Consider the following 18,198-nt stretch of genomic DNA (forward strand, 5'->3'; position numbering starts at 1 on the left):
CTCACACCACCTTCGCGGGGAAGAAGCTGTTGTACAGCTGGGTAACGATGATGTTGGTGGCGAACAGCATCAGGGCGGAGGTGACCACCGCCGAGTTCACCGAGTTCGCGACACCACCGGGACCGCCCTTGGTGTGTAGTCCGATATCGCAGGCGATGATCGCGGTGAGCGCACCGAAGATCGCCGCCTTGAACAGCGCGACCATCAGGTCGTTCGCCACCGCGAACGAGGCGAACGAGCTGATGAACGATCCCGGCGTGCCCTGCTGGGCATAGACATTGAACAAGTAGGCGGTGGCGAAGCCGACGAACACGATGAACCCGCACAGCAGCATGCTCACCAGTACCGCGGCGGCCAGTCGCGGGGCGACCAGCCGGCGCACCGGGTCGACGCCCATCACCTTCATCGCGTCGATCTCCTCCCTGATCGTGCGGGAGCCCAGATCGGCGCAGATGGCCGAGCCGACCGCGCCCGCGATCATCAGGGAGGTGACCAGCGGTGCGCCCTGGCGGATGATGCCGAGTCCGGCGACCGCACCGATGAAGGTGGTGGCGCCGACTTGGTTGACCAGCGCGCCGACCTGGATCGAGACGACCACCGCGACCGGAATCGCGACGAACACGGTCGGCAACGCCGAGACGTTGGCCATGAAGGCGCACTGTTTGATGAACTCCTGGAACGGAAAGCGCCGTTGCACGAGAGAGAGAAACAACTGCGCGATCGTTGCCCGACCGAGGAGGACCTGCCTGCCGAGAGTCTCGAGCGACTGCTGAGGATGCCGTCGCCAGAGCCCGGTGGCGCTGTCGATGAGCCGTCCGATCTCGGACGGTTCGGTGGCCGGTTGCGGCGTCACGCTGCACCGATCCTTTCTTGCTGCGGGGGATTGTGTTCCCGGCTGCTCAGAGCGAGCTCAGCCAGTGTTCGAGGAGGACGACGAGTGCGCCGACGGCCGCCAGACACAAGGCGATGACGCAGAGCAGCGCGATCCACATGCCCACTCGGAGAACAGGATTGACCTGTGTCCGCCCGCCGAGGATCTTGACGATGATCACGATGATGTCGATGACCCATACCAGCGCCATCATCAGGTCATCGTCACATTCGCGAAGACGAGTACGGGCCAGCACACGATCGATCCGAGGAACGAGACGATCAGGTCGGCCCCATGGAGGTCACGCAGATGACTGGTGTGGGTGAGTGTCCAGATGACCCCGACCAGTCCGTACGGGATGCCGATGATGATGAGCGTGCCGAGAAATTCGGACACCTTCATCTCATAGCTGAGAAACCTGTCCAGCCGTCGCAACATGGTGGTACCGGTGTCCTTCCTCGGGACCTTGGACGACGTCAGGCCTGCCGGCCGCCGTCGTTGGCGGTGCGATGTTGTTGTCGAGCGTTCTTTGGGGGTGGACCCGAAGGGTGATCGCCGTCCCCTGAGTCATGCAAGAAGTGTGGAGGCTTCCAGAGCTCAGGAGGTCGATCACCGAAGATCAAGTTACTACCCATTCTCATCGCTGTGACGAGAATTACCGGTAACATATCTCATAGATTCGGGATTGCCTATAGGGCACCGAATCGAGTGCTGTCGCAGGTTGCGCCCGCGGCATCCTGCTCGCCGGTCGTCTACTGGCGGGTTGGCGCGGGTCCTTGCGAGCGGAGGGGGCATCGCATCGGCATCGGACGCCGCTGAGGGGTGCGTTCCGGTGCCGATGCGACCCGCGCATCATGCCCCCAACTCGTGATGCTGCGGAATGAAGAGTAACATAGATGTGCTACACAAAGGCTAACTCACTGGCTATATGGCTAGTCATCGATGGCCCATGGTAAGAATGGTAGTTAACTTACTTGATTGATGTCGTCGTGTGCTCGGCGACCGTGCAGGAGGTTCAAGATGTCAGCTGTCATCGTCGATGTGGTTCGTACGCCGTCGGGTCGAGGTAAGTCCGGCGGAGGACTGTCGTCGGTGCATCCGGCCACCCTGCTGGCCGGTGTGCTGGCAGAGTTGGTCGCGCGCACCGGGATCGATCCGGCCCTCGTCGACGACGTGATCGGCGGCTGTGTCACCCAGAGCGGTGAACAGGCCAACAACATCAGCAGGACCGCGGTGCTGGCGGCAGGCTTCCCGGAATCGGTGCCTGCCACCACGGTTGACCGACAGTGTGGTTCGAGTCAGCAAGCCGTGCATTTCGCCGCCCAGGGTGTGCTCGCCGGCGCGTACGACGTGGCGATCGCCTGTGGCGTCGAGTCGATGAGCCGCACGCCGATGTTCTCCAACACTCAGGGCAAGGACTCGCTGCGTGGCCCGCTCGCCGCTCGCTATCCGGCCGGCCTGATCGGGCAGGGGATCGCGGCCGAGATCATCGCGGCCCGTTGGAAACTGGACCGCGCGGTCCTCGACGAGTTCGCGGCCCGCTCGCATCGGCTGGCCGCCGCCACCGCGGCATCCGGCGGGTTCGATGCCGAGCTCGTTGCCGCTGGAGAACTCGTCGCCGACGAGACGATACGCACCGGGACGACTGTCGAAGGGTTGGCGGGTCTGCGCCCAGCCTTCACCGATCCCGCTCTCCTGGATCGGTTTCCGGAGATCAACTGGTCGGTGACCGCTGGCAACTCCTCGCCGCTCACCGACGGTGCGTCGGCGGCGCTCATCATGAGCGAGGCGATGGCGGCGAAGCTGGGGTTGACCCCCCGCGCCCGCTTCCACTCCTTCGCCGTTGTCGGCGACGATCCGACGCTCATGCTCACCGCTGTGGTTCCCGCGACGCGCAAGGCGCTCGACCGGGTCTCACTCACCGTGGACGACATTGATGCCTTCGAGGTGAACGAGGCGTTCGCACCGGTCCCGCTCGTGTGGCAACACGAACTCGGCGCCGACCCGGCCAGGGTCAATCCGCGTGGCGGCGCGATCGCGCTCGGGCACCCGCTCGGCGCTTCCGGGACCCGCTTGCTCGCGACGATGGTCAACCATCTCGAACAGACCGGCGGTCGCTACGGTCTCCAGACCATGTGCGAGGCAGGCGGATTGGCCAACGCTACGATCATCGAACGCCTCTGAGTCTGCGCGGTGAACGCCCCCGCTGGACGCGATGTGCGGTCGGCGGGGCGTCGAACTGATTGCCGGTACCGCCGCGGTTCGCGAGGTTCCGCGACTCGATGACGGGCGAGCGGTCGGTCGACGGCGTCGTGCGAAGGATGGGGCGCAAGACTCGCGGCAGTGGGGGCAAAGGGCCTGGACGTCCCACGCCGCGAGCCTTGCGCTCCGGGAGCGAACTCCCGGAATGCCACCTATCGGCGGCAGTCGTGTCCACCTGGCGCCGCAGTGCATGCCCGCTCCGTAGCGCTGGTGAATGCGCATCAACTTAGTTATACAAAGCTGCGGTGTCAATCCTTTGTAGGCCCTATTTTGGGTCCGCTTTCCTCTCTGTTCATTCGAGGAATAGTCGGTAACATAATGGGTGTGCCGAGGTATCCTTGGCGCCGAACCGCGTTCGCGAGGTGCGTCGGGCTGCTGTGCATCGCCTCGGCTACTCGGTCGCGCGGCACATCTCTGGGAAAGGATGACGATGAGCACGGCAACCAGGCCTGGCGACCCCGATTACGTCGACCCGCACAGTGATTCCTACGTCGACGAAGGGGCCGGACCCGCGTGGCGTCGGTCGGCCACCCCGGCGGTGGAACCCGCCGCGACGGAGCATGCGCTGACTCTCGACCGGGTTCGCCTCCATATTCCCGACACCCACCGGTCCCCACGCAAACGGCCCGCCCAGCTGGCCGATGCCTTGGACTTCTGGATGTTCGCGGGCGCGGCCGCGAACGTGGCGATGCAGTTCGCACACCAGGGGGTCGCGGCGGGTGTGATGGAGAGTCCGGTCGAATCCGGTGCGCTCATGGTGCATCCGTGGAAACGGTTGCGGACCACCTCCGCCTACCTCGCGGTGGCCGTTCTCGGCACCGACGAGGACAAGTCGGCCATGCGCGAAGCGGTCAATGTCGCGCACCGCCAGGTCAGATCGCGGCCGGATTCGAAGGTGAAGTACAACGCCTTCGACCGGAACCTGCAGATGTATGTGGCCGCGGCGATCTACATCGGCTTCGAGGACACGCACCAACTGCTGTGCGGCAAGATGACCGACGACGAACTCGAGGCGTTCTACCAGGGCGCCGACACCTTCGGCACCACGCTCCAGGTACACCCCGACATGTGGCCCAAGACGCGGACCGAGTTCGACGAGTACTGGCTCGAGGCGTGCAAGCAGGTGGTGTGCGATGACGAATTCCGCGCCTACATCGACGATCTGCTGCACCTGCGGATGATTCACTGGTCCATCCGGGTGCTGTTCGGCAGCCTCCTGCAATTCCTGACCGCGGGCTTTCTGCCGCCGCATTTCCGCGAGCAGATGGCGATCGAGTGGAGCGCCGCGGATCAGCGCAGATTCGAGCACCTATTCCAGTTCGTCGGCTTCGTCAACCGCTTCATCCCGAAGTTCATCAGGTTCGCCGGCACCAACGCGATGATGCGCGACGTGCGCAGCCGCATCAAACGGCAGAAGGCGCTCATCTGACCGAACGGAAGCGCGAAAGGTGCGGGCTCATCTGATTCGGGAGCCGGTGGTGCCGAGGGCGGCGGCGGTGAGACAGGCGAGGGCGGCGGTGATCCACAGGGGAGTGTAGGAGCCGTTGAGGTCGCGGATCAGGCCGCCCGTGAGGGCCATCGCGCCCGCGCCGAGTTGGTGGAAGACGCTGATCCAGCCGAACGTCAGGGCGCTGTCGGCACCGAAGTAGTGCCGGCACAGAGTCAGTGTCGGTGGCACCGTCGCGACGTCGAGGACGCCGAACGCCACAGCGAAGACGACGAGGTCGGGGGACCACCCGCTGGTGAACAGGATGGGGAGGAGAGCGAGGGACACACCACGACCGAGAAAGAATACGGCGAGAAGCAGTCGCGGTTCGATCCGGTCGGTGAGCCAGCCCGCGGAGACGGTGCCGAGGATGTTGGCGACGCCGATGATCGCCAGCAGGCCCGACGCGGCCGTGGCGGCCATGCCGTGATCGTGTGCGGCAGGGGTGAAGTGACTCCACATCAGGCCGTTCGTGGTCGCCCCGCACAGTGCGAACATCGAGGCCAGCACCCAGAACCGGGTGTCGTGCGAGGCGCGGAGCAGGGCGGTGATCGTGCGGGCGAACGGGTTGACGCGGCGATCGGTGTCGGCAGGCTCGGTGTCGGGGTTCGCCCCGTAGCGGACCGCGCCGATCGCGGCGGGGCTCTCGCGCAGGAAGAGCAGGACGCCGAGCAGGGCCGCCGTCGCGACAGCTCCGCAGGCGAGAACAGGCGCGCGCCAGTCGGCTCGCTCGAGCAACACAGACAGCAGGGGCAGCATCGCGAACTGACCGAATACGCCTGCCGCGGTAAGTAATCCGGTAGCAAGACCGATCTTGCGGTAGAACCAGCGATTCGCCACGGTCGCGGCGAACACCGTCGTGATCGACCCGGTCCCGACCCCGATGGCGAAACCGAACCACAGCACGAACCAGAAGACCGACGGAGTCCAGATCGCGGTGAGGACCGAACTCGCGATCAGCGCGAGCAGTGCGTACGACGTCACCCGGCGGATGCCGTAGCGGTCCATCATGGCCGCGGCGAACGGCCCGACCACCCCGTAGAGCACCATGTTCACCGCCACCGCGGCGCCGATTCCGGTGCGACTCCACCCCTTCGTCTCGACCAGCGGTTCGGTGATCAGCCCCGCGATCGTGGCGAAACTCCCCGCCGCGACGAGCGCGAGGGCCGCCACGGCCACGATCGTCCACGCGGGATGAAAACGGGGCGCCCGCCGGATCGCGCGCTGCTCGATATCGACTGCGGAAATGCCCACCGGAATCCTTCGCGTTGGCTCGACGTCCTTACTCTCGTTTCTAGCAACCAACGGTCAGGATCGACAGTATGCACAATCTTGTCCATATGGACGAAATGGATATCATCGAGCGTATGGCAACCACGGAGGAAGTCCGGGCGCCGATCGTCCGAGCGATGCGGAGCTGCCCCGTCGAGGTGAGCATCGCCGTCCTCGGCGGCGCCTGGAAGATGACCATCGTCAAGCACCTGCTCGACGAGCCCCTGCGCTACGGCGAATTACGCCGCAAGGTCGGCGAGGTAACCCCCCGCGTCCTCACCCGTCAGCTCCGCGAGCTGGAACAAGACGGCATCGTCAACAGACATTCTTTTGCCGAAGTCCCACCACGCGTGGAATATTCGCTCACCCCGACCGGGCAGGCACTGCGCGGTTTCGTGTCCGAGCTGAACCGCTGGGGTGCGGAATACGTCGAGAGTATTGCCCGTCCCGACCGGTGAGCACTGACGGGATGGCGCCTGCGGAAGGTCCCCGACCTGGCTGGCCATACGCCTGTATCCGAGTAGGTTGCAGACAAGAGCAGTAGTGGGAGATCTCTATTTCTGAGATCCTCAGCAACGCTTGACAACTGGTCCGCGCCGCGTTGTCCGAGCTGACCTGGAAGGAGGACGGATGAGTGTTTCCTGGAAGGACGTCCAGGCGTTCCGTGGTCGAGGTGAAGTCGCGAACGCGCTCGCCAGTCGTGCGCAGGACGTCGATCGCTGGGCGGAATCCGAAGGCTACGAGGTGCGCGATGATGGCTCCATCCGTGACGTGTGGCGCGCGACCGGCCGGGACATCGAGCTGACCGGAGCGGAGTCGGTGCGCCGATACAAGGTGGTGTTCGACCTGCGATCCGCCATCGATGCGGTCCTCTCGGATGCACAGCCGCACGAGTAGCGACGTTAGTACGGGCGAGGTCGTGCAGATTTGCGGCGGTCGCGGCGTCGTCTGCGTGTGTCCGAATACGGAGATCTTGCACGCGGCGGCCGGCACACGGGCTGGTCGCCACAGGTGGTGGGCACAGCGGGCTGCTGACTGATAGCGGGTCGTGAGGCAGAATGTGGACGTGAGCGTTAGAAGTAAGCCGAAGTTCGGGGCGGGTGTCGCGGCGCCTGTCTGCGGTTAGTTCGATGTCGGACCAGGAAACAGGGCCGGGGTTCGCGCGCGGACCCGGCAACAGTCGATTCGATGCGGTGGAGCGGCTGCGTCAGAAGTTGGCAGAGACGAGGGCTGCCGAGACGGGTCCGCGCCAGGGCGACGACGCGCCGTCGAACGTCGTGCGTCTGCCCAAGCCGCCGCGCCGACGTCAAGAGGATATCGGTGCGGCTCCGCGCTGGTCTCCGGTTCCCGATGGCGCCTACGATCCGGCGGCCACCCGCCCGGTGACTCGCGCGGAGTTGCAGCGCGAATCAGGATCGTTGCCGGTCAACGATGTGACGCAGGCCGGCGCCGAGTCGGGCGCGAATGCCGAGCGCGATGCGAATCTCATCGATTTCGACGCGTCGCGCCGTAAACGTGTCGGCGGGGAAAACCGCCCCGGCGGCGGTCGGCGGATGGTGCGGCCGCGCAGGATCGGCCCTACCCGCAGCGATGGCGGTGACGCCGGTCCGTCGCGCCCGGACGAACCTGGCCGCTGAGTCGTTTCGGCGCCACCTGCTCCACCCGTTCATCGCGGCCCCGGCATCATGGTGTGATGCGAATCAGCGTCACCGGGCACACGAACATCTCGGCCGAAACGGTCCCGCTCGTTCGTACGGCCATCGCCGACCTGATCGCCGACACACCGGGTCTGGTCGGCATCTCGTGCCTTGCCCGCGGCGCGGACAGCGTATTCGCGGAAGTGGTTCTCGACGCGGGCGGGCAGCTCGAGGTGGTGGTGCCGTCGCGCGACTACCGGGAGTCGAAAGTGAAGCCGGACCACCTGGCGCAGTTCGACGGGCTCATCGAGCGGGCCACGACGGTTCGGGTCATGGACTTCGGCAACGCGGGCCGCGAAGCGTATGAAGCCGCCAACGAGGTCCTGGTCAGCGAGGCCGATCGGATGATCGCGGTGTGGGACGGGAAGGCCGGCGAGCGTGCCGGTACCGGGACCGTGGTCGCGCTGGCGCGTGCGCGGGGCATTCCGGTCGATGTGGTGTGGCCGAACGGTGCCGTACGGGAACAGCCCGGTCCGAAGCAGTAGCCGGCTCCACTGGTGTGGATGGTGCGGACGTCATCGAGACGCATGTGCGGGCTTGCCGAACCAGTGGGAGAGACAGGCGTTCAGGTCCTGCTGGTGCTCGCCGATCCAGGCGACGTGGCCGTCGGGGCGTAGCAGCAGCGCTGGAACATCCAGTGCCGCAGTGGGATCCGCGATGATGTCGACCCGGTCGGACCAGCCGTCGACGGTCAGGCGTTCGGTGCGGTCCAAGACCAGACCGCGGCCCTGACGTAGTCGGTCGTAGAGGTGGCCCTGTTTCAGGTCGAGGTCGGGCAGGCGGCGGCCGAGCAGATCGGGGCCTGGGCCGAAGTCGTACCGGATGGCGGTCGCGGTGATCTTCTCGATCAGGTAGCGGTTCACCTCGTCGAAGCCCAGCAGTTCGGTCAGCAGCCTGCGGACGGCCTGTGGGCCCGGCTCGGTGGACGCCAGTTCGACCTGGGCACGGGTGTTGTCCAGCACGTCCGCGGCGACCGGATGACGTTCGGAATGATAAGTGTCCAGCAGGGTTTCCGGCGCCCAGCCGTGGATCTGCCCGGCCAATTTCCAGCCGAGGTTGACAGCGTCCTGAACGCCCAGATTCAGCCCCTGACCGCCGGCGGGTGGGTGGATGTGCGCCGCATCGCCCGCCAACAGCACCCGACCGACCCGATAGCGCTCGACCAATCGGGTGGCATCGCCGAAACGAGACAGCCAGCGCGGGGAGTGCACGCCGAAATCGGTTCCGGCGATCGCGCGCAACTGCTGTTGGAAATCCGCGAGCGTGGGCGGTTCCGTGCGATCCTCGCGCACCCCCGCGGCGGGAACAACGACGCTGTAGATGCCCTCCCCGAAGGGCCTGAGACTGAATACCGCATGGGTCGCGCGGATTTCGGTCACCTTGGCGACGATCTCTTCCTGCGAGGCACCCACTTCCATCTCGCCCATCAACGTCTCGGTCCGCGCGGGCTCACCGGGGAAATCGACACCGAGCAGTTTGCGCACCGTACTGCGCGCACCGTCACAGCCCACGAGATACCGCGACCGCACCTGCTCACCGTCGGCCAGCTCGACAGTTACGCCCTCGTCGTCCTGCTCGAAACCGGCCACCGCGCAACCACTTCGGACCTGCGCACCCAGCTCGATCGCATGGTCTTCGAGCAGGTGATCGATGATCGGCTGCGGAATGCCCAGCTGATAGGCGTACGCGGAATCCAGTCCCTCGGGCGTCGGTGTGGCGATGGCGGCGAAAACCCCGCCGACCGGACGCTGCCGTCCGCGTTCGAGAAGACGATCCAGCAGCCCGCGCATCGCCATCAGCTCCAGGCTGCGCACATGCAGACTGACCACCCGGACGAACGACGACACGGACTCGGGTTCCTTCTCCAGCACGAGAACCCGCACATCGTGCAACCGCAGCTCAGCGGCCAGCATCGCACCGGTCGGCCCACAGCCGGCAATGATCACATCGAACATGAACCACCCATTCGCCCGAATTCTCGCCGATCCCGTCGCCGCATCCCCGCCACCGCGCGTGCAGGCAGCGCGCTGATCCCGGATTTCCGCAGGTCCTGGCCTCGGCCGCCCATTGTGCGGTACCTCCAGCGCTCGCCGCAAGCGATATATGCCGAGCCCGAGGGTGTGTTGCCCGACCGATCTGCGAAGGCGCCTGCTGGGGAAGCTATTCGGTGGTCGGGTCGGCGTGTGCGTCATAGACGGCGCCGGCGCGGTCGATCTCGGCCATATGATCCTCTGCCCAAGTGCGCAGTGCCGCCAAGGGGACCTCCAGGGACGAGCCCAGTTCGGTGAGCCCATAGTGCACGCGTGGTGGCACCGTCGGTTCCACTCGGCGGGTAACGAGACCGTCCCGGGTCAGGTTGTGCAGGGTCACCGACAGCATCTTCTGGGATACACCGGGCATTCGCCGCCGCAGCTCGGCGAACCGCACTTCATCCGGGGCGGCCTGTGCGAGGACCTTGACCGCCATCGACGTCCATTTTGTGCCGATGCGGTCCAGCAACTGACGTGTCGGGCATTGCGCATCGAACAGATCGCCGCGATCCGGTGCCTTCACCTGCGCTGATCGAGTAGTCACCTGGACCTCACCACCTGTAGTCGACGTGCCGTCTAGGCAGCGTACCTGAGATTACCTATAGTTCCCTGATAACTAATAGTTACTGACCGGAGGTCCCATGTCCCGCACACCGCCGCTCCATGCCGCGCCTATCGAGCTGCGCCAGATCGAGACCAACGGCATCCGCGCCAATGTCGCCCTTGCGGGCTCCGGGCCCGCAGTCGTTCTGCTGCACGGCTTTCCGCACACCTGGCGATTGTGGAGCGAGATCATCGGCCCGTTGTCCGCGCAGTACCGGGTGGTTGCCCCGGACCTACGCGGGTTCGGCGCCACCAGCCGTGCGTCGGACGGCTACGACGCAGGCACGCTGGCCGCCGATATCGCCGGGATCCTCGATGCCCTCGGCGAACCCACCGCGGCCGTCGTCGCGATCGACGCCGGCACCCCGGTCGCAGTCCTGCTCGCCCTGCGATACCCCGACCGGGTTCGGCGGCTGGTGGTCATGGAAGCACTGCTGGGCAGGCTCCCCGGCGCCGAGGACTTCCTCGTCGCGGGTCCGCCGTGGTGGTTCGGATTCCATGCCGTCCCCGGTCTCGCCGAAACGGTCCTGCTCGGCCACGAGGCGCGGTATATCGAGTGGTTCCTCACCACCGGCACCCGAGGCCGGGGCGTGCGGGAAGATATCCGCGACGCGTTCGTCGATGCCTACACCGGAGATGACGCCCTGCGCTGCGCCTTCTCCTACTACCGCGCACTGCCGACCAGCGCTCGCCAGATCGATCACGCCGTGGCGACCGACCGGCTCACCGCACCCACCCTGGCGATCGGTGCCCACCCGGTCGGCGACGCGCTGGAGCGTCAGCTACGCCCCATCGCCACCGACCTCACCGGACACGTCATTCCGGATTGCGGTCACATCATCCCGCTGGACCGCCCACACGAACTGCTCAGCCTCATGACACCCTTCCTCGCCGCCGACCAACCCGCCTGACGACCACTCGGTCCACCGACCGAATTCAACCTCGGCCGCGGGTATTGAGGTTCACGTTGCGTGCATGTTTAGCGTCGAGGTGCCGGATCGGCCGGTGGAGTTCCAAGTAGGAGGATGGGTGTGTTCTGGTCTGTTGCCGAAATTGCCCGCATGTCTGGCGTGACGCCGCGCACGCTGCGGTACTACGACGAGATAGGGCTGCTGCCGCCCGCTGGTATTCGCAGCAATGGCTACCGCGTCTACGAGCAGGAGCAACTGCTGCGGTTGCAGCAGATTCTCGTGTTGCGGGAGTTGGATATGCCGCTCGATGCCATCGCGGCGATTCTCGACGGGCAGACCGATCACGTGCAGGCGCTGCGCGAGCAGCACGCGAAGGTGACCCACAAGCGTGATCGTCTCGCCCGGGTAGCACACACGCTTGCCCGCACCATCGAGGAACTCGAGATACAGAACGGAACAGTTGTTGTGACCGAAATCAACAGGCCGGAAAACATTTTCGAAGGTTTCGACCCGAACCGGTACGAAGCGGTACGAGGCGACGATTGGCCGGATCAGGAGCAGACCCGGCAGCGGTCGCAACAGTTCATCGACTCGCTCAGTACCGAGGACATCGAACGGATGCAGCGAGATACGACCGCAGCGATGATTCGGATGGCCGAATTCATGTCATCCGAGACGGCGGTGAGCGACCCGTCCGTACAGGCGGAGATCGAGACGGCATACCAGCTCATCCGCGCGACTTGGGACCCGGGCGCTGGCGCGTTCAAGGCGCTGGCTCGTACCTATGATGACCCGGGCCATGCCGAGAATTTCGACCGGATCGCTGTAGGGCTTGCGACGTACTACCGCGACGCAATGGTGGTCTTCGCCGACACCCGGCTCACCTGAGCTAGGCGGCAGCTGCCGCAGGGGCGAGTCGTGTCCGGGGGGGGCTTGTACGACGGCTCAACCAGCAACACGCGGTCACGCTTGTCGACAAACAAGGCCCCGCCCCCATTCGCTTGCCCGGCAGCCTCGAATATCTTCGGCTAGTCCAGAGCCCATGGGGTACAACGCTATCCAGCCTGAACACCAGATGTCGTGCCGCTGTTCGAGTAGGTGGCTTGTCGGATATTGCTATGCGGCATCCCCATCGACTACCCGGTCACCAGATCGCTGGTTCGGGTGTCAGGTCCTGTCGAATGCACTACTCTCGCGGGAACGCAAACCTAGAACAGGTTCTCGGGGCGGGGTATTCGATGCGGGCAGTGCAGATCGCGACATTGCGGGCGGCGGTTGGCGGTGTGGTCTTCGCGCTCGTAGCGGCGTGCGCGGGTTGGGCTACGGCAGTGCCGCTGCCGGAACAGGATTCGTTCTACGCCCAGCCTGCGGGTCTCGCCGACCTGGCCGATGGGACAGTGCTCGCGTCGCGGGTGATCGAAACGGAGTCGTTCTCGCAGCCGCTGCCGGCGGATGCCTGGCAGGTGCAGTACAAGACAATCGACAATCATGGGGCACCCCGGGCCTACATCGCGACAGTCCTTGTACCGCATCGAGAATGGATTGGCGACGGCCCGCGTCCGCTGCTGTCGTACCAGGTAGCCGAAGACGGCGTCGGCTCGAAATGCGCACCTTCGTATGCGCTGCGTGGTGGGATCGACGGCGTCCCCAGCGGCGCGTACGCCGAGACCGGCATGATTCGGTTTGCACTGCAACAGGGTTGGGCTCTGGTCGTACCGGACTATCAGGGTCCCGACTCCGATTTGTTCGGTGCCGACGGATATGTCCACGGCGTGCTGGACGGTATCCGCGCGGCCAGAGCGTTCGCGCCCGCGGCTGTCGACCCCGCGGCGCCGATCGGCATGTGGGGATACTCCGGCGGTGCACAGGCCACCGCTATCGCCGCGCAAGCGCACACCACCTACGCCCCGGAACTGCGATTGTCCGGTGTGGTGCTGGGCGGGGTCGTCGCGGACCTGGAAGCCACCATGTCCGGCTTCAGCGGTGGAATCGCCGGTGGTGCGGTTGTGGTCGGCCTGGTGGGGTTGGACCGGTCCTATCCCGAAGCTGATGTGGCTCAGTACCTCAACGAATCCGGCCGCAGGATGCTGGCCGCGAGCCGGGCCGATTGCGTGCCCGACGCCGCTCTGGCGTATCCGTTTCTCGATGCGGCAGCGCTGGAAGCTTGGCCTGGGTCGATCACGAACAACGCCGAACTGAGCACGGTGGTGCGGAAAGCCAGCCTCTTGTTCCGCCCGGGCGAACCTGCCGTGCCGGTGCTGCTCCATCACGCTGTCGCTGACGAGTTCGCGCCGATCGGTGCGGCCCGGGCGCTGGCCGGAAAATACTGCGCCGCTGGGATTCCGGTGCAGCTGGTGGAGAATTCCGTCGGCGAGCACGGTACCGAAGCCATGCTGGGAATGCCGACGGCTCTGACCTATCTGGCCGACCGATTCGCCGCGAAGCCGGCGGCAAGCACGTGCTGAGCTATATCAGCCCTCGACGGCCCAGGGGATAGGGGAACAGGCCCAGGCCCGGTATCCACGGTGCGGACTGTGCCGGAAATAGTGGCCCGGCCTCCGGCCAATTGATCATCGCAACGCGTAATGTGACCGTCGTGCCGACTGGGGGTAGCAAACAGGTCCGCGCCGCACGTAAGCGCAAGAAGCGGATGGCGGCCGTCGCCCACGACCTCACGGACGCGCAGTGGGACGCGCTCAAAACGTCCTGGGGTGGGTGCGCCTACTGCAAATCTCCTGTCACCGCACTACAGAAGGACTGCGTGCAGGCCCTCTCGCGCGGTGGCCGCTACACACTCGGCAACGTGGTGCCCGCGTGTGGGTCGTGCAACGCCAGCAAGTGCAACGCCGAGGTGACCGGCTGGCTGCGCCGCAAGAAGCTCGACGAACGCTCGTTCCTCGTGCGCCACTATGAGATCGCGACCGAGCTCACTACGAGGTTCGCCTAGCCGCGTACAGGATGTTCGGAGCAGCAAGCGATCTCACCGACGCTTGGTGACCGATGGAATGAGCACGACTCTGCCGAACACCTCGCCAGCGTCCATTTTCCGGTGCGCCAGCACAGCTTGCTCCAGGGAAAGTATCTCGTGCACAACTGCTTTCAGCTCGCCGCGAACCGCGGCCGCGAATAGTTCGGCGGTTGCTGCTCGTCGGTCGGATATGGGCACGGTATCGGCACTGAAGGTCGCGAACGACGTCGATCGCCGGAACGCCTTGATCATCTCCACGCCGAAGTCCGCGGGCGGCATGCCTGCCATAACACCGACGACCACCATCCGACCGTTGGGCTCGAGCTTGGTGAGGAACGACGGCAGATCCGCACCGGCGGCGATGTCGATGATGACGTCGTAGCCCGTGGGAGCGTTGTCCGCACCCCAGCCGGCGCGGTCCAGCACATGTGTCGCGCCGAGATCGCGCAGGCGATCGCCGCGCGCAGGCGAGGAAGTGGTAACCGCGACCGCACCCGCACCGCCACGAGCCGCGAGCTGGACTGCCACCACGCCGATTCCGCCCGCCGCGCCACGCACTAGTACCGACTCTCCGTGCGTGAAATGCGCATGGCGCAACGCGAAGTGGGCCACCATGGCCGAGCTGCCGAGGGTCACCGCGTCGACAGCCGACAGGGCCTCTGGAACGGGAACGAGCGTCTCGGCGGAAGCGATGGCGCGCTCGGCATAGCCGCCGCCCTCACCGGTGAACGCCCACACGCGCTGACCGATCCACCCTGTGTCGACGCCCTCGCCGACCGTGGTCACAGTGCCGACGACCTCTTGGCCCAGAGTATGACCTGGCGTGATCCCGAAGGCGGCCAGTGCGCCACTTCGGACAAGAGCGTCGACACCGCCGACACCGATCGCCTCGGTCGTGATCAACACCTCTCCGGCGGCCGGATTCGGGTGCGGGAGTTCGACCACCGCGAGGACCTCTGGACCTCCGAATGCCTGGACCACTACTGCCTTCATCGGCGTCTCCGTGTTCTGTTCGAGGGGAACTGACCAGTGGGACCGTAACGGACGCCCCCGTCCGTTTAGCTAAAGTGAGAGCGGTGACCACTGGTTTGCCTCACACCCTGCGTTCGGATGCCAGGGACAACCGCGAACGCATTCTCGATGCGGCCCGCGCGGTGTTCGTCATCGACGGCCTGGATGTGCCGATGCGCGAGATCGCCCGGCGCGCCCAGGTCGGCCCCGCCACCCTCTATCGCCATTTCCCGACCAAGGAGATGCTGGTTGCCGAGGCGTTCACCGATCAGATGCTCGCCTGCCGGACTCTCGTGGACGAAGGGCTCGCCGACCCTGATCCCTGGCACGGCTTCTGCCGCACCGTCGAGAAGCTCTGCGAGCTGCAAGCCCGCGACCATGGATTCGCCGCAGCCTTCATGTCCGCCTACCCGCACGCGCTGGACTTCGCCGCGATCCGCAACTCCTCGCTCACCGGCGCCGCCGAACTGATCCGCCGCGCCAAGAACACCGGCCACCTGCGCCCCGACATCGTGGCGGACGACCTCATCCTCATGATCATGGCCAACAACGGCATCCATGCGGGCACATCGGCAGCACGAATCGCGGCCTCGCGCCGCTTCGCTGCCCTCATGATCGAGGCGTTCCGGGCCTCACCGAGTTCTGTACCGCTACCGCCGGTGCCACGATTGATGCCCCCGATGCCCCGACGCAAGCCTGGCAGAAACGCGGATGCTCGGAGGTAGGGCTGTGCCGACCACGGGCAGTGGGCGGCCGAGTCGGTTCGTGCGGTGAGCGAGTGAGGTCCACCGACTGCGCCCGCTCGGGCTCGGGCGAGGCGGTCAGTAGTTGAAGTCGGGTGCGTCGATGGGAACGACTGGGGGCCAAGGGTTGTGGTGTAATTCGCCCTCGGGGATGCGGACGCCGTGGAACCAGCCGTGGGTGGGGTCGGTGCGGGAGGTTTCGCCGGCGTCGATGTAGTCCAAATGCAGCCAGGACCATTGTTCGTGCGCGGGGCAGGGGCCGGTTCGCGCCCCGGGATCGCTGACTACGTCGGATTGGACCAGAACGTCGAGGTGGTAGGCGGCGGAGAACCAGCGTGCGGTGTCGCGTGCGGCGGGGTCGGGGTCGCGGTGCCAAGTGGTGCTCAGCGCGCGCTCGTCACCGAGACCACCCGCGCCTATCGAGCGTGCGGCCAAACGTCGGACCATGGGCGCAGATTCGGTCAGGTCCGCGCATATACCCTGGGTGACAAGGGAATTGGCGTAGTGTCCCGGTCCGTTCACCGAGATCATCACCCCACCGGGGATCCGGCGGTCGTGATGACGGCGCAGATGGGCACCGGTATGGAACAGCTGCACACTGCCTTTGAACAGGCGCAGCACCCCGTCGCTACCGCGCAGCGGGATCGCCTCGGTATAGATCACGTCGGGCCGCACGGGTGCCAGTTCGGTGAGGTACAGCGATGCCAGTTCGGTGCACAGACGGGCGAATGCGGGGCCTGGCCGGGCGTGAGCCAGACACCGGCTGTTGAAGATCACCAGAAAGGCACTGCTCATTCCGCGCGCGGCCCGCTCCTTCCAGGTGCGTCGGTCTGCGGCGATGCGGGCTGAGATCGCGTGCGGCCCGGCCGCGAGCGTCTGTTCGCCGACCCAGCACAGATCCATCGCCAATCCTCGCGCTGGTGTGCCGGACTTGGTGGCCATCCGTCCGAAAACACATGGCTGGTGCCGGGCCGCCCAGTCCAGAAACGCCGCGCGTTTGGTCTGCTCATCGGCGGCGGACAGCAGAATCTCGTTGGCGGCGTCGATATCGGGGCCGAACGATGTTCCTGCTGGAAATCGGGGCAGTTCGGAGAGTGTGTCGAGCGAGATACCGGCCGGAATCGATGTCATCGTTGCCTCGGTGTCGGGGGCGATGAAGCTTCTGGACCGGCCAAGTCTGCCCTGCGGTCATCCCGATCGCACGCCGCCACTCCGTGTGGCGGAACGCGGTGCCGAACCGAAATGGGTCACTGCCGAGTCGGTGCGGAAGGACACACGAATGGATCGACGCCAGCGAGTGCCGCACTGGCGGCCCACAGTTCGGCAGCAGTGTCGTGGTCGGTCATGTGCGCGTGGGGCGTTTCGCGATGCGGTTGCCCTCGAAGACCGAACACCCTTGGCCCCCAGAGTTGCCCGCCGTCTATCTCGCTGTCGAGAACGGCTCGGACAATGGTGGCGGCCGCCGCGTGTTTACCGTGTAGCGCAACACCCGCGGGTAGTCCGCGCAGGCGCTGGGCGGTGGTGCGAACGAACAGCGGTGGCCGAGACGGCGTCAGTGAGTCCAAGGCACCGCCGGGGTGGACGACAATGCTGGCGATGTCGGCAGCATGCGCGCGCAGACGACGATCCAGTTCGAAACCGAACAGCATTTGGGCCAGCTTAGATCGCCCGTAGGTGCGCTTGGGCCGATAGTCGTGCTCGGATTGCAGATCACCGAGATCGAGTCGCTCCGACCGCGCGGCGAAGCTGCCCACCGTGATCACTCGGCTGTTCGCTGTCGCGGCCAATAGTGGTGCCAGATGTGCGACCAGTGCGAAGTGCCCGAGATGGTTTGTCGCGAACATCAATTCGTGTCCGTGAGCACTCATGCGACGATCGGGACCGGACAGCAGGATTCCCGCATTGAGCACGATCGCGTCCAGACTGTCGACATCGAGGGCGCCCACCGTCACCGACAGTGCGGACAGATCCGAGAGATCCAGACGCACGCAGCGCAGTCGAGCATCGGGAACCCGTGCCCGGATCGCGCGTACCGCGAGGTCGCCCTTGGTGGTGTCGCGGCAGCCCAGCACCACCGTGGCACCGTTGGCCGCGAGCTGCTCGGCGGTGAAGTATCCGATGCCCGCGTTGGCGCCGGTTACCAGAATGTTCTTTCCCTCGGCTCGTCGGCCGCTGTGCCACGTCATGTCATCGACTCTGACAGCGGACCCTTGCGCCGCCCTTGCACGCTACTGTCCTGGCGTGCGAAGGGACAGCCTGGTTGTTTCCCGCCGACAAGGTCATCGCTATCGTGAACGACACGGTCACTGTCCAGTCGGACCTGGGCCGACCCGGCCGAGGCGGC

Annotated in this window: 20 protein-coding genes; 11 read left to right on the forward strand and 9 right to left on the reverse strand. The window is 65.7% G+C overall.

The genetic code is table 11. From position 1 onward, the window contains the following. Position 1: 1 nt before the first annotated feature. From ACFVVI_RS26275 to ACFVVI_RS26285, 3 genes are read right to left on the reverse strand one after another with little or no spacing between them, the layout of a single operon-like run. The gene (locus ACFVVI_RS26275) at positions 2-853 is read right to left on the reverse strand and encodes an MlaE family ABC transporter permease (RefSeq protein WP_378989843.1); all 852 of its coding nucleotides are present in this window, start codon (positions 851-853) and stop codon (positions 2-4) included. A 46-nt stretch (positions 854-899) separates the two neighbouring features. Next, entirely contained in the window at positions 900-1,085 is a 186-nt protein-coding gene (locus tag ACFVVI_RS26280) for a hypothetical protein (RefSeq protein WP_378630924.1), read from the reverse strand. Then, positions 1,085-1,309 carry a hypothetical protein gene (locus ACFVVI_RS26285; protein ID WP_378989844.1) on the reverse strand — a complete coding sequence of 75 codons (225 nt, stop codon included), beginning with the start codon at positions 1,307-1,309 and terminating at the stop codon, positions 1,085-1,087. Before ACFVVI_RS26285 ends, ACFVVI_RS26280 begins: the two co-directional genes overlap by 1 nt. A gap of 582 nt (positions 1,310-1,891) precedes the next feature. Between ACFVVI_RS26285 and ACFVVI_RS26290 the strand changes: the two genes are divergently transcribed. Together ACFVVI_RS26290 and ACFVVI_RS26295 are read left to right on the forward strand one after the other, a co-directional pair. Beyond that, positions 1,892-3,055 (forward strand): thiolase family protein, encoded by a 1,164-nt coding sequence (locus ACFVVI_RS26290; RefSeq protein ID WP_378989845.1) that lies wholly within the window; start codon positions 1,892-1,894, stop codon positions 3,053-3,055. A gap of 508 nt (positions 3,056-3,563) precedes the next feature. After that, the gene (locus tag ACFVVI_RS26295; RefSeq protein WP_387447304.1) at positions 3,564-4,562 is read left to right on the forward strand and encodes an oxygenase MpaB family protein; all 999 of its coding nucleotides are present in this window, start codon (positions 3,564-3,566) and stop codon (positions 4,560-4,562) included. A 27-nt stretch (positions 4,563-4,589) separates the two neighbouring features. Here ACFVVI_RS26295 and ACFVVI_RS26300 read toward each other — a convergent pair whose 3' ends face one another. Continuing rightward, positions 4,590-5,873 carry an MFS transporter gene (locus ACFVVI_RS26300; protein ID WP_387447305.1) on the reverse strand — a complete coding sequence of 428 codons (1,284 nt, stop codon included), beginning with the start codon at positions 5,871-5,873 and terminating at the stop codon, positions 4,590-4,592. A gap of 68 nt (positions 5,874-5,941) precedes the next feature. Here ACFVVI_RS26300 and ACFVVI_RS26305 point away from each other — a divergent pair, with 68 nt between their 5' ends. The 4 genes from ACFVVI_RS26305 to ACFVVI_RS26320 all read left to right on the forward strand — a co-directional run bounded on the left by ACFVVI_RS26305 (position 5,942) and on the right by ACFVVI_RS26320 (position 8,073). Next, complete coding sequence (locus ACFVVI_RS26305; RefSeq protein WP_387447306.1) at positions 5,942-6,349, forward strand: winged helix-turn-helix transcriptional regulator; 408 nt, start codon at positions 5,942-5,944, stop codon at positions 6,347-6,349. A gap of 172 nt (positions 6,350-6,521) precedes the next feature. After that, entirely contained in the window at positions 6,522-6,788 is a 267-nt protein-coding gene (locus tag ACFVVI_RS26310) for a hypothetical protein (RefSeq protein ID WP_378989849.1), read from the forward strand. A 233-nt stretch (positions 6,789-7,021) separates the two neighbouring features. Beyond that, on the forward strand, positions 7,022-7,528 hold the full coding sequence (locus ACFVVI_RS26315; protein WP_378989850.1) for a hypothetical protein: 507 nt from the start codon (positions 7,022-7,024) through the stop codon (positions 7,526-7,528). Between the two features lie 56 nt (positions 7,529-7,584). Beyond that, positions 7,585-8,073 carry a hypothetical protein gene (locus tag ACFVVI_RS26320; protein ID WP_387447307.1) on the forward strand — a complete coding sequence of 163 codons (489 nt, stop codon included), beginning with the start codon at positions 7,585-7,587 and terminating at the stop codon, positions 8,071-8,073. A 30-nt stretch (positions 8,074-8,103) separates the two neighbouring features. On the opposite strand, the gene rox is transcribed toward ACFVVI_RS26320, so the two are convergent. Both rox and ACFVVI_RS26330 read right to left on the reverse strand, forming a co-directional pair. Further along, positions 8,104-9,543, reverse strand: a complete 1,440-nt coding sequence (rox, locus tag ACFVVI_RS26325) for a rifampin monooxygenase (RefSeq protein ID WP_387447308.1) — start codon at positions 9,541-9,543, stop codon at positions 8,104-8,106. 205 nt (positions 9,544-9,748) lie between these two features. Continuing rightward, positions 9,749-10,141, reverse strand: coding sequence for a winged helix-turn-helix transcriptional regulator (locus tag ACFVVI_RS26330; protein WP_378989854.1), 393 nt, complete (start codon positions 10,139-10,141; stop codon positions 9,749-9,751). A 118-nt stretch (positions 10,142-10,259) separates the two neighbouring features. Here ACFVVI_RS26330 and ACFVVI_RS26335 point away from each other — a divergent pair, with 118 nt between their 5' ends. The 4 genes from ACFVVI_RS26335 (at position 10,260) to ACFVVI_RS26350 (ending at position 14,079) form a co-directional block, all read left to right on the forward strand. After that, the gene (locus tag ACFVVI_RS26335) at positions 10,260-11,132 is read left to right on the forward strand and encodes an alpha/beta fold hydrolase (protein WP_387447309.1); all 873 of its coding nucleotides are present in this window, start codon (positions 10,260-10,262) and stop codon (positions 11,130-11,132) included. Between the two features lie 114 nt (positions 11,133-11,246). Further along, complete coding sequence (locus tag ACFVVI_RS26340; RefSeq protein ID WP_387447310.1) at positions 11,247-12,020, forward strand: MerR family transcriptional regulator; 774 nt, start codon at positions 11,247-11,249, stop codon at positions 12,018-12,020. Positions 12,021-12,370: 350 nt separating this feature from the next. Further along, the gene (locus ACFVVI_RS26345) at positions 12,371-13,597 is read left to right on the forward strand and encodes a lipase family protein (RefSeq protein WP_387447311.1); all 1,227 of its coding nucleotides are present in this window, start codon (positions 12,371-12,373) and stop codon (positions 13,595-13,597) included. A gap of 131 nt (positions 13,598-13,728) precedes the next feature. Next, positions 13,729-14,079, forward strand: a complete 351-nt coding sequence (locus tag ACFVVI_RS26350) for an HNH endonuclease (RefSeq protein WP_387447312.1) — start codon at positions 13,729-13,731, stop codon at positions 14,077-14,079. 33 nt (positions 14,080-14,112) lie between these two features. On the opposite strand, the gene ACFVVI_RS26355 is transcribed toward ACFVVI_RS26350, so the two are convergent. Continuing rightward, a complete protein-coding gene (locus ACFVVI_RS26355; protein WP_387447313.1) occupies positions 14,113-15,093 on the reverse strand; it encodes a zinc-binding dehydrogenase in 981 nt (326 codons plus the stop codon). An 83-nt stretch (positions 15,094-15,176) separates the two neighbouring features. Here ACFVVI_RS26355 and ACFVVI_RS26360 point away from each other — a divergent pair, with 83 nt between their 5' ends. Beyond that, positions 15,177-15,836: a TetR/AcrR family transcriptional regulator gene (locus ACFVVI_RS26360; RefSeq protein ID WP_387447314.1), complete on the forward strand. Its 660-nt coding sequence runs from the start codon at positions 15,177-15,179 to the stop codon at positions 15,834-15,836. Between the two features lie 96 nt (positions 15,837-15,932). Here ACFVVI_RS26360 and ACFVVI_RS26365 read toward each other — a convergent pair whose 3' ends face one another. Together ACFVVI_RS26365 and ACFVVI_RS26370 are read right to left on the reverse strand one after the other, a co-directional pair. Then, on the reverse strand, positions 15,933-16,985 hold the full coding sequence (locus tag ACFVVI_RS26365) for a hypothetical protein (protein ID WP_387447315.1): 1,053 nt from the start codon (positions 16,983-16,985) through the stop codon (positions 15,933-15,935). Positions 16,986-17,101: 116 nt separating this feature from the next. Next, complete coding sequence (locus tag ACFVVI_RS26370) at positions 17,102-18,040, reverse strand: SDR family NAD(P)-dependent oxidoreductase (protein ID WP_387447316.1); 939 nt, start codon at positions 18,038-18,040, stop codon at positions 17,102-17,104. Positions 18,041-18,198: the final 158 nt, after the last annotated feature.

The organism is Nocardia sp. NPDC058114, from assembly GCF_042884695.1.
GTDB lineage: Bacteria > Actinomycetota > Actinomycetes > Mycobacteriales > Mycobacteriaceae > Nocardia.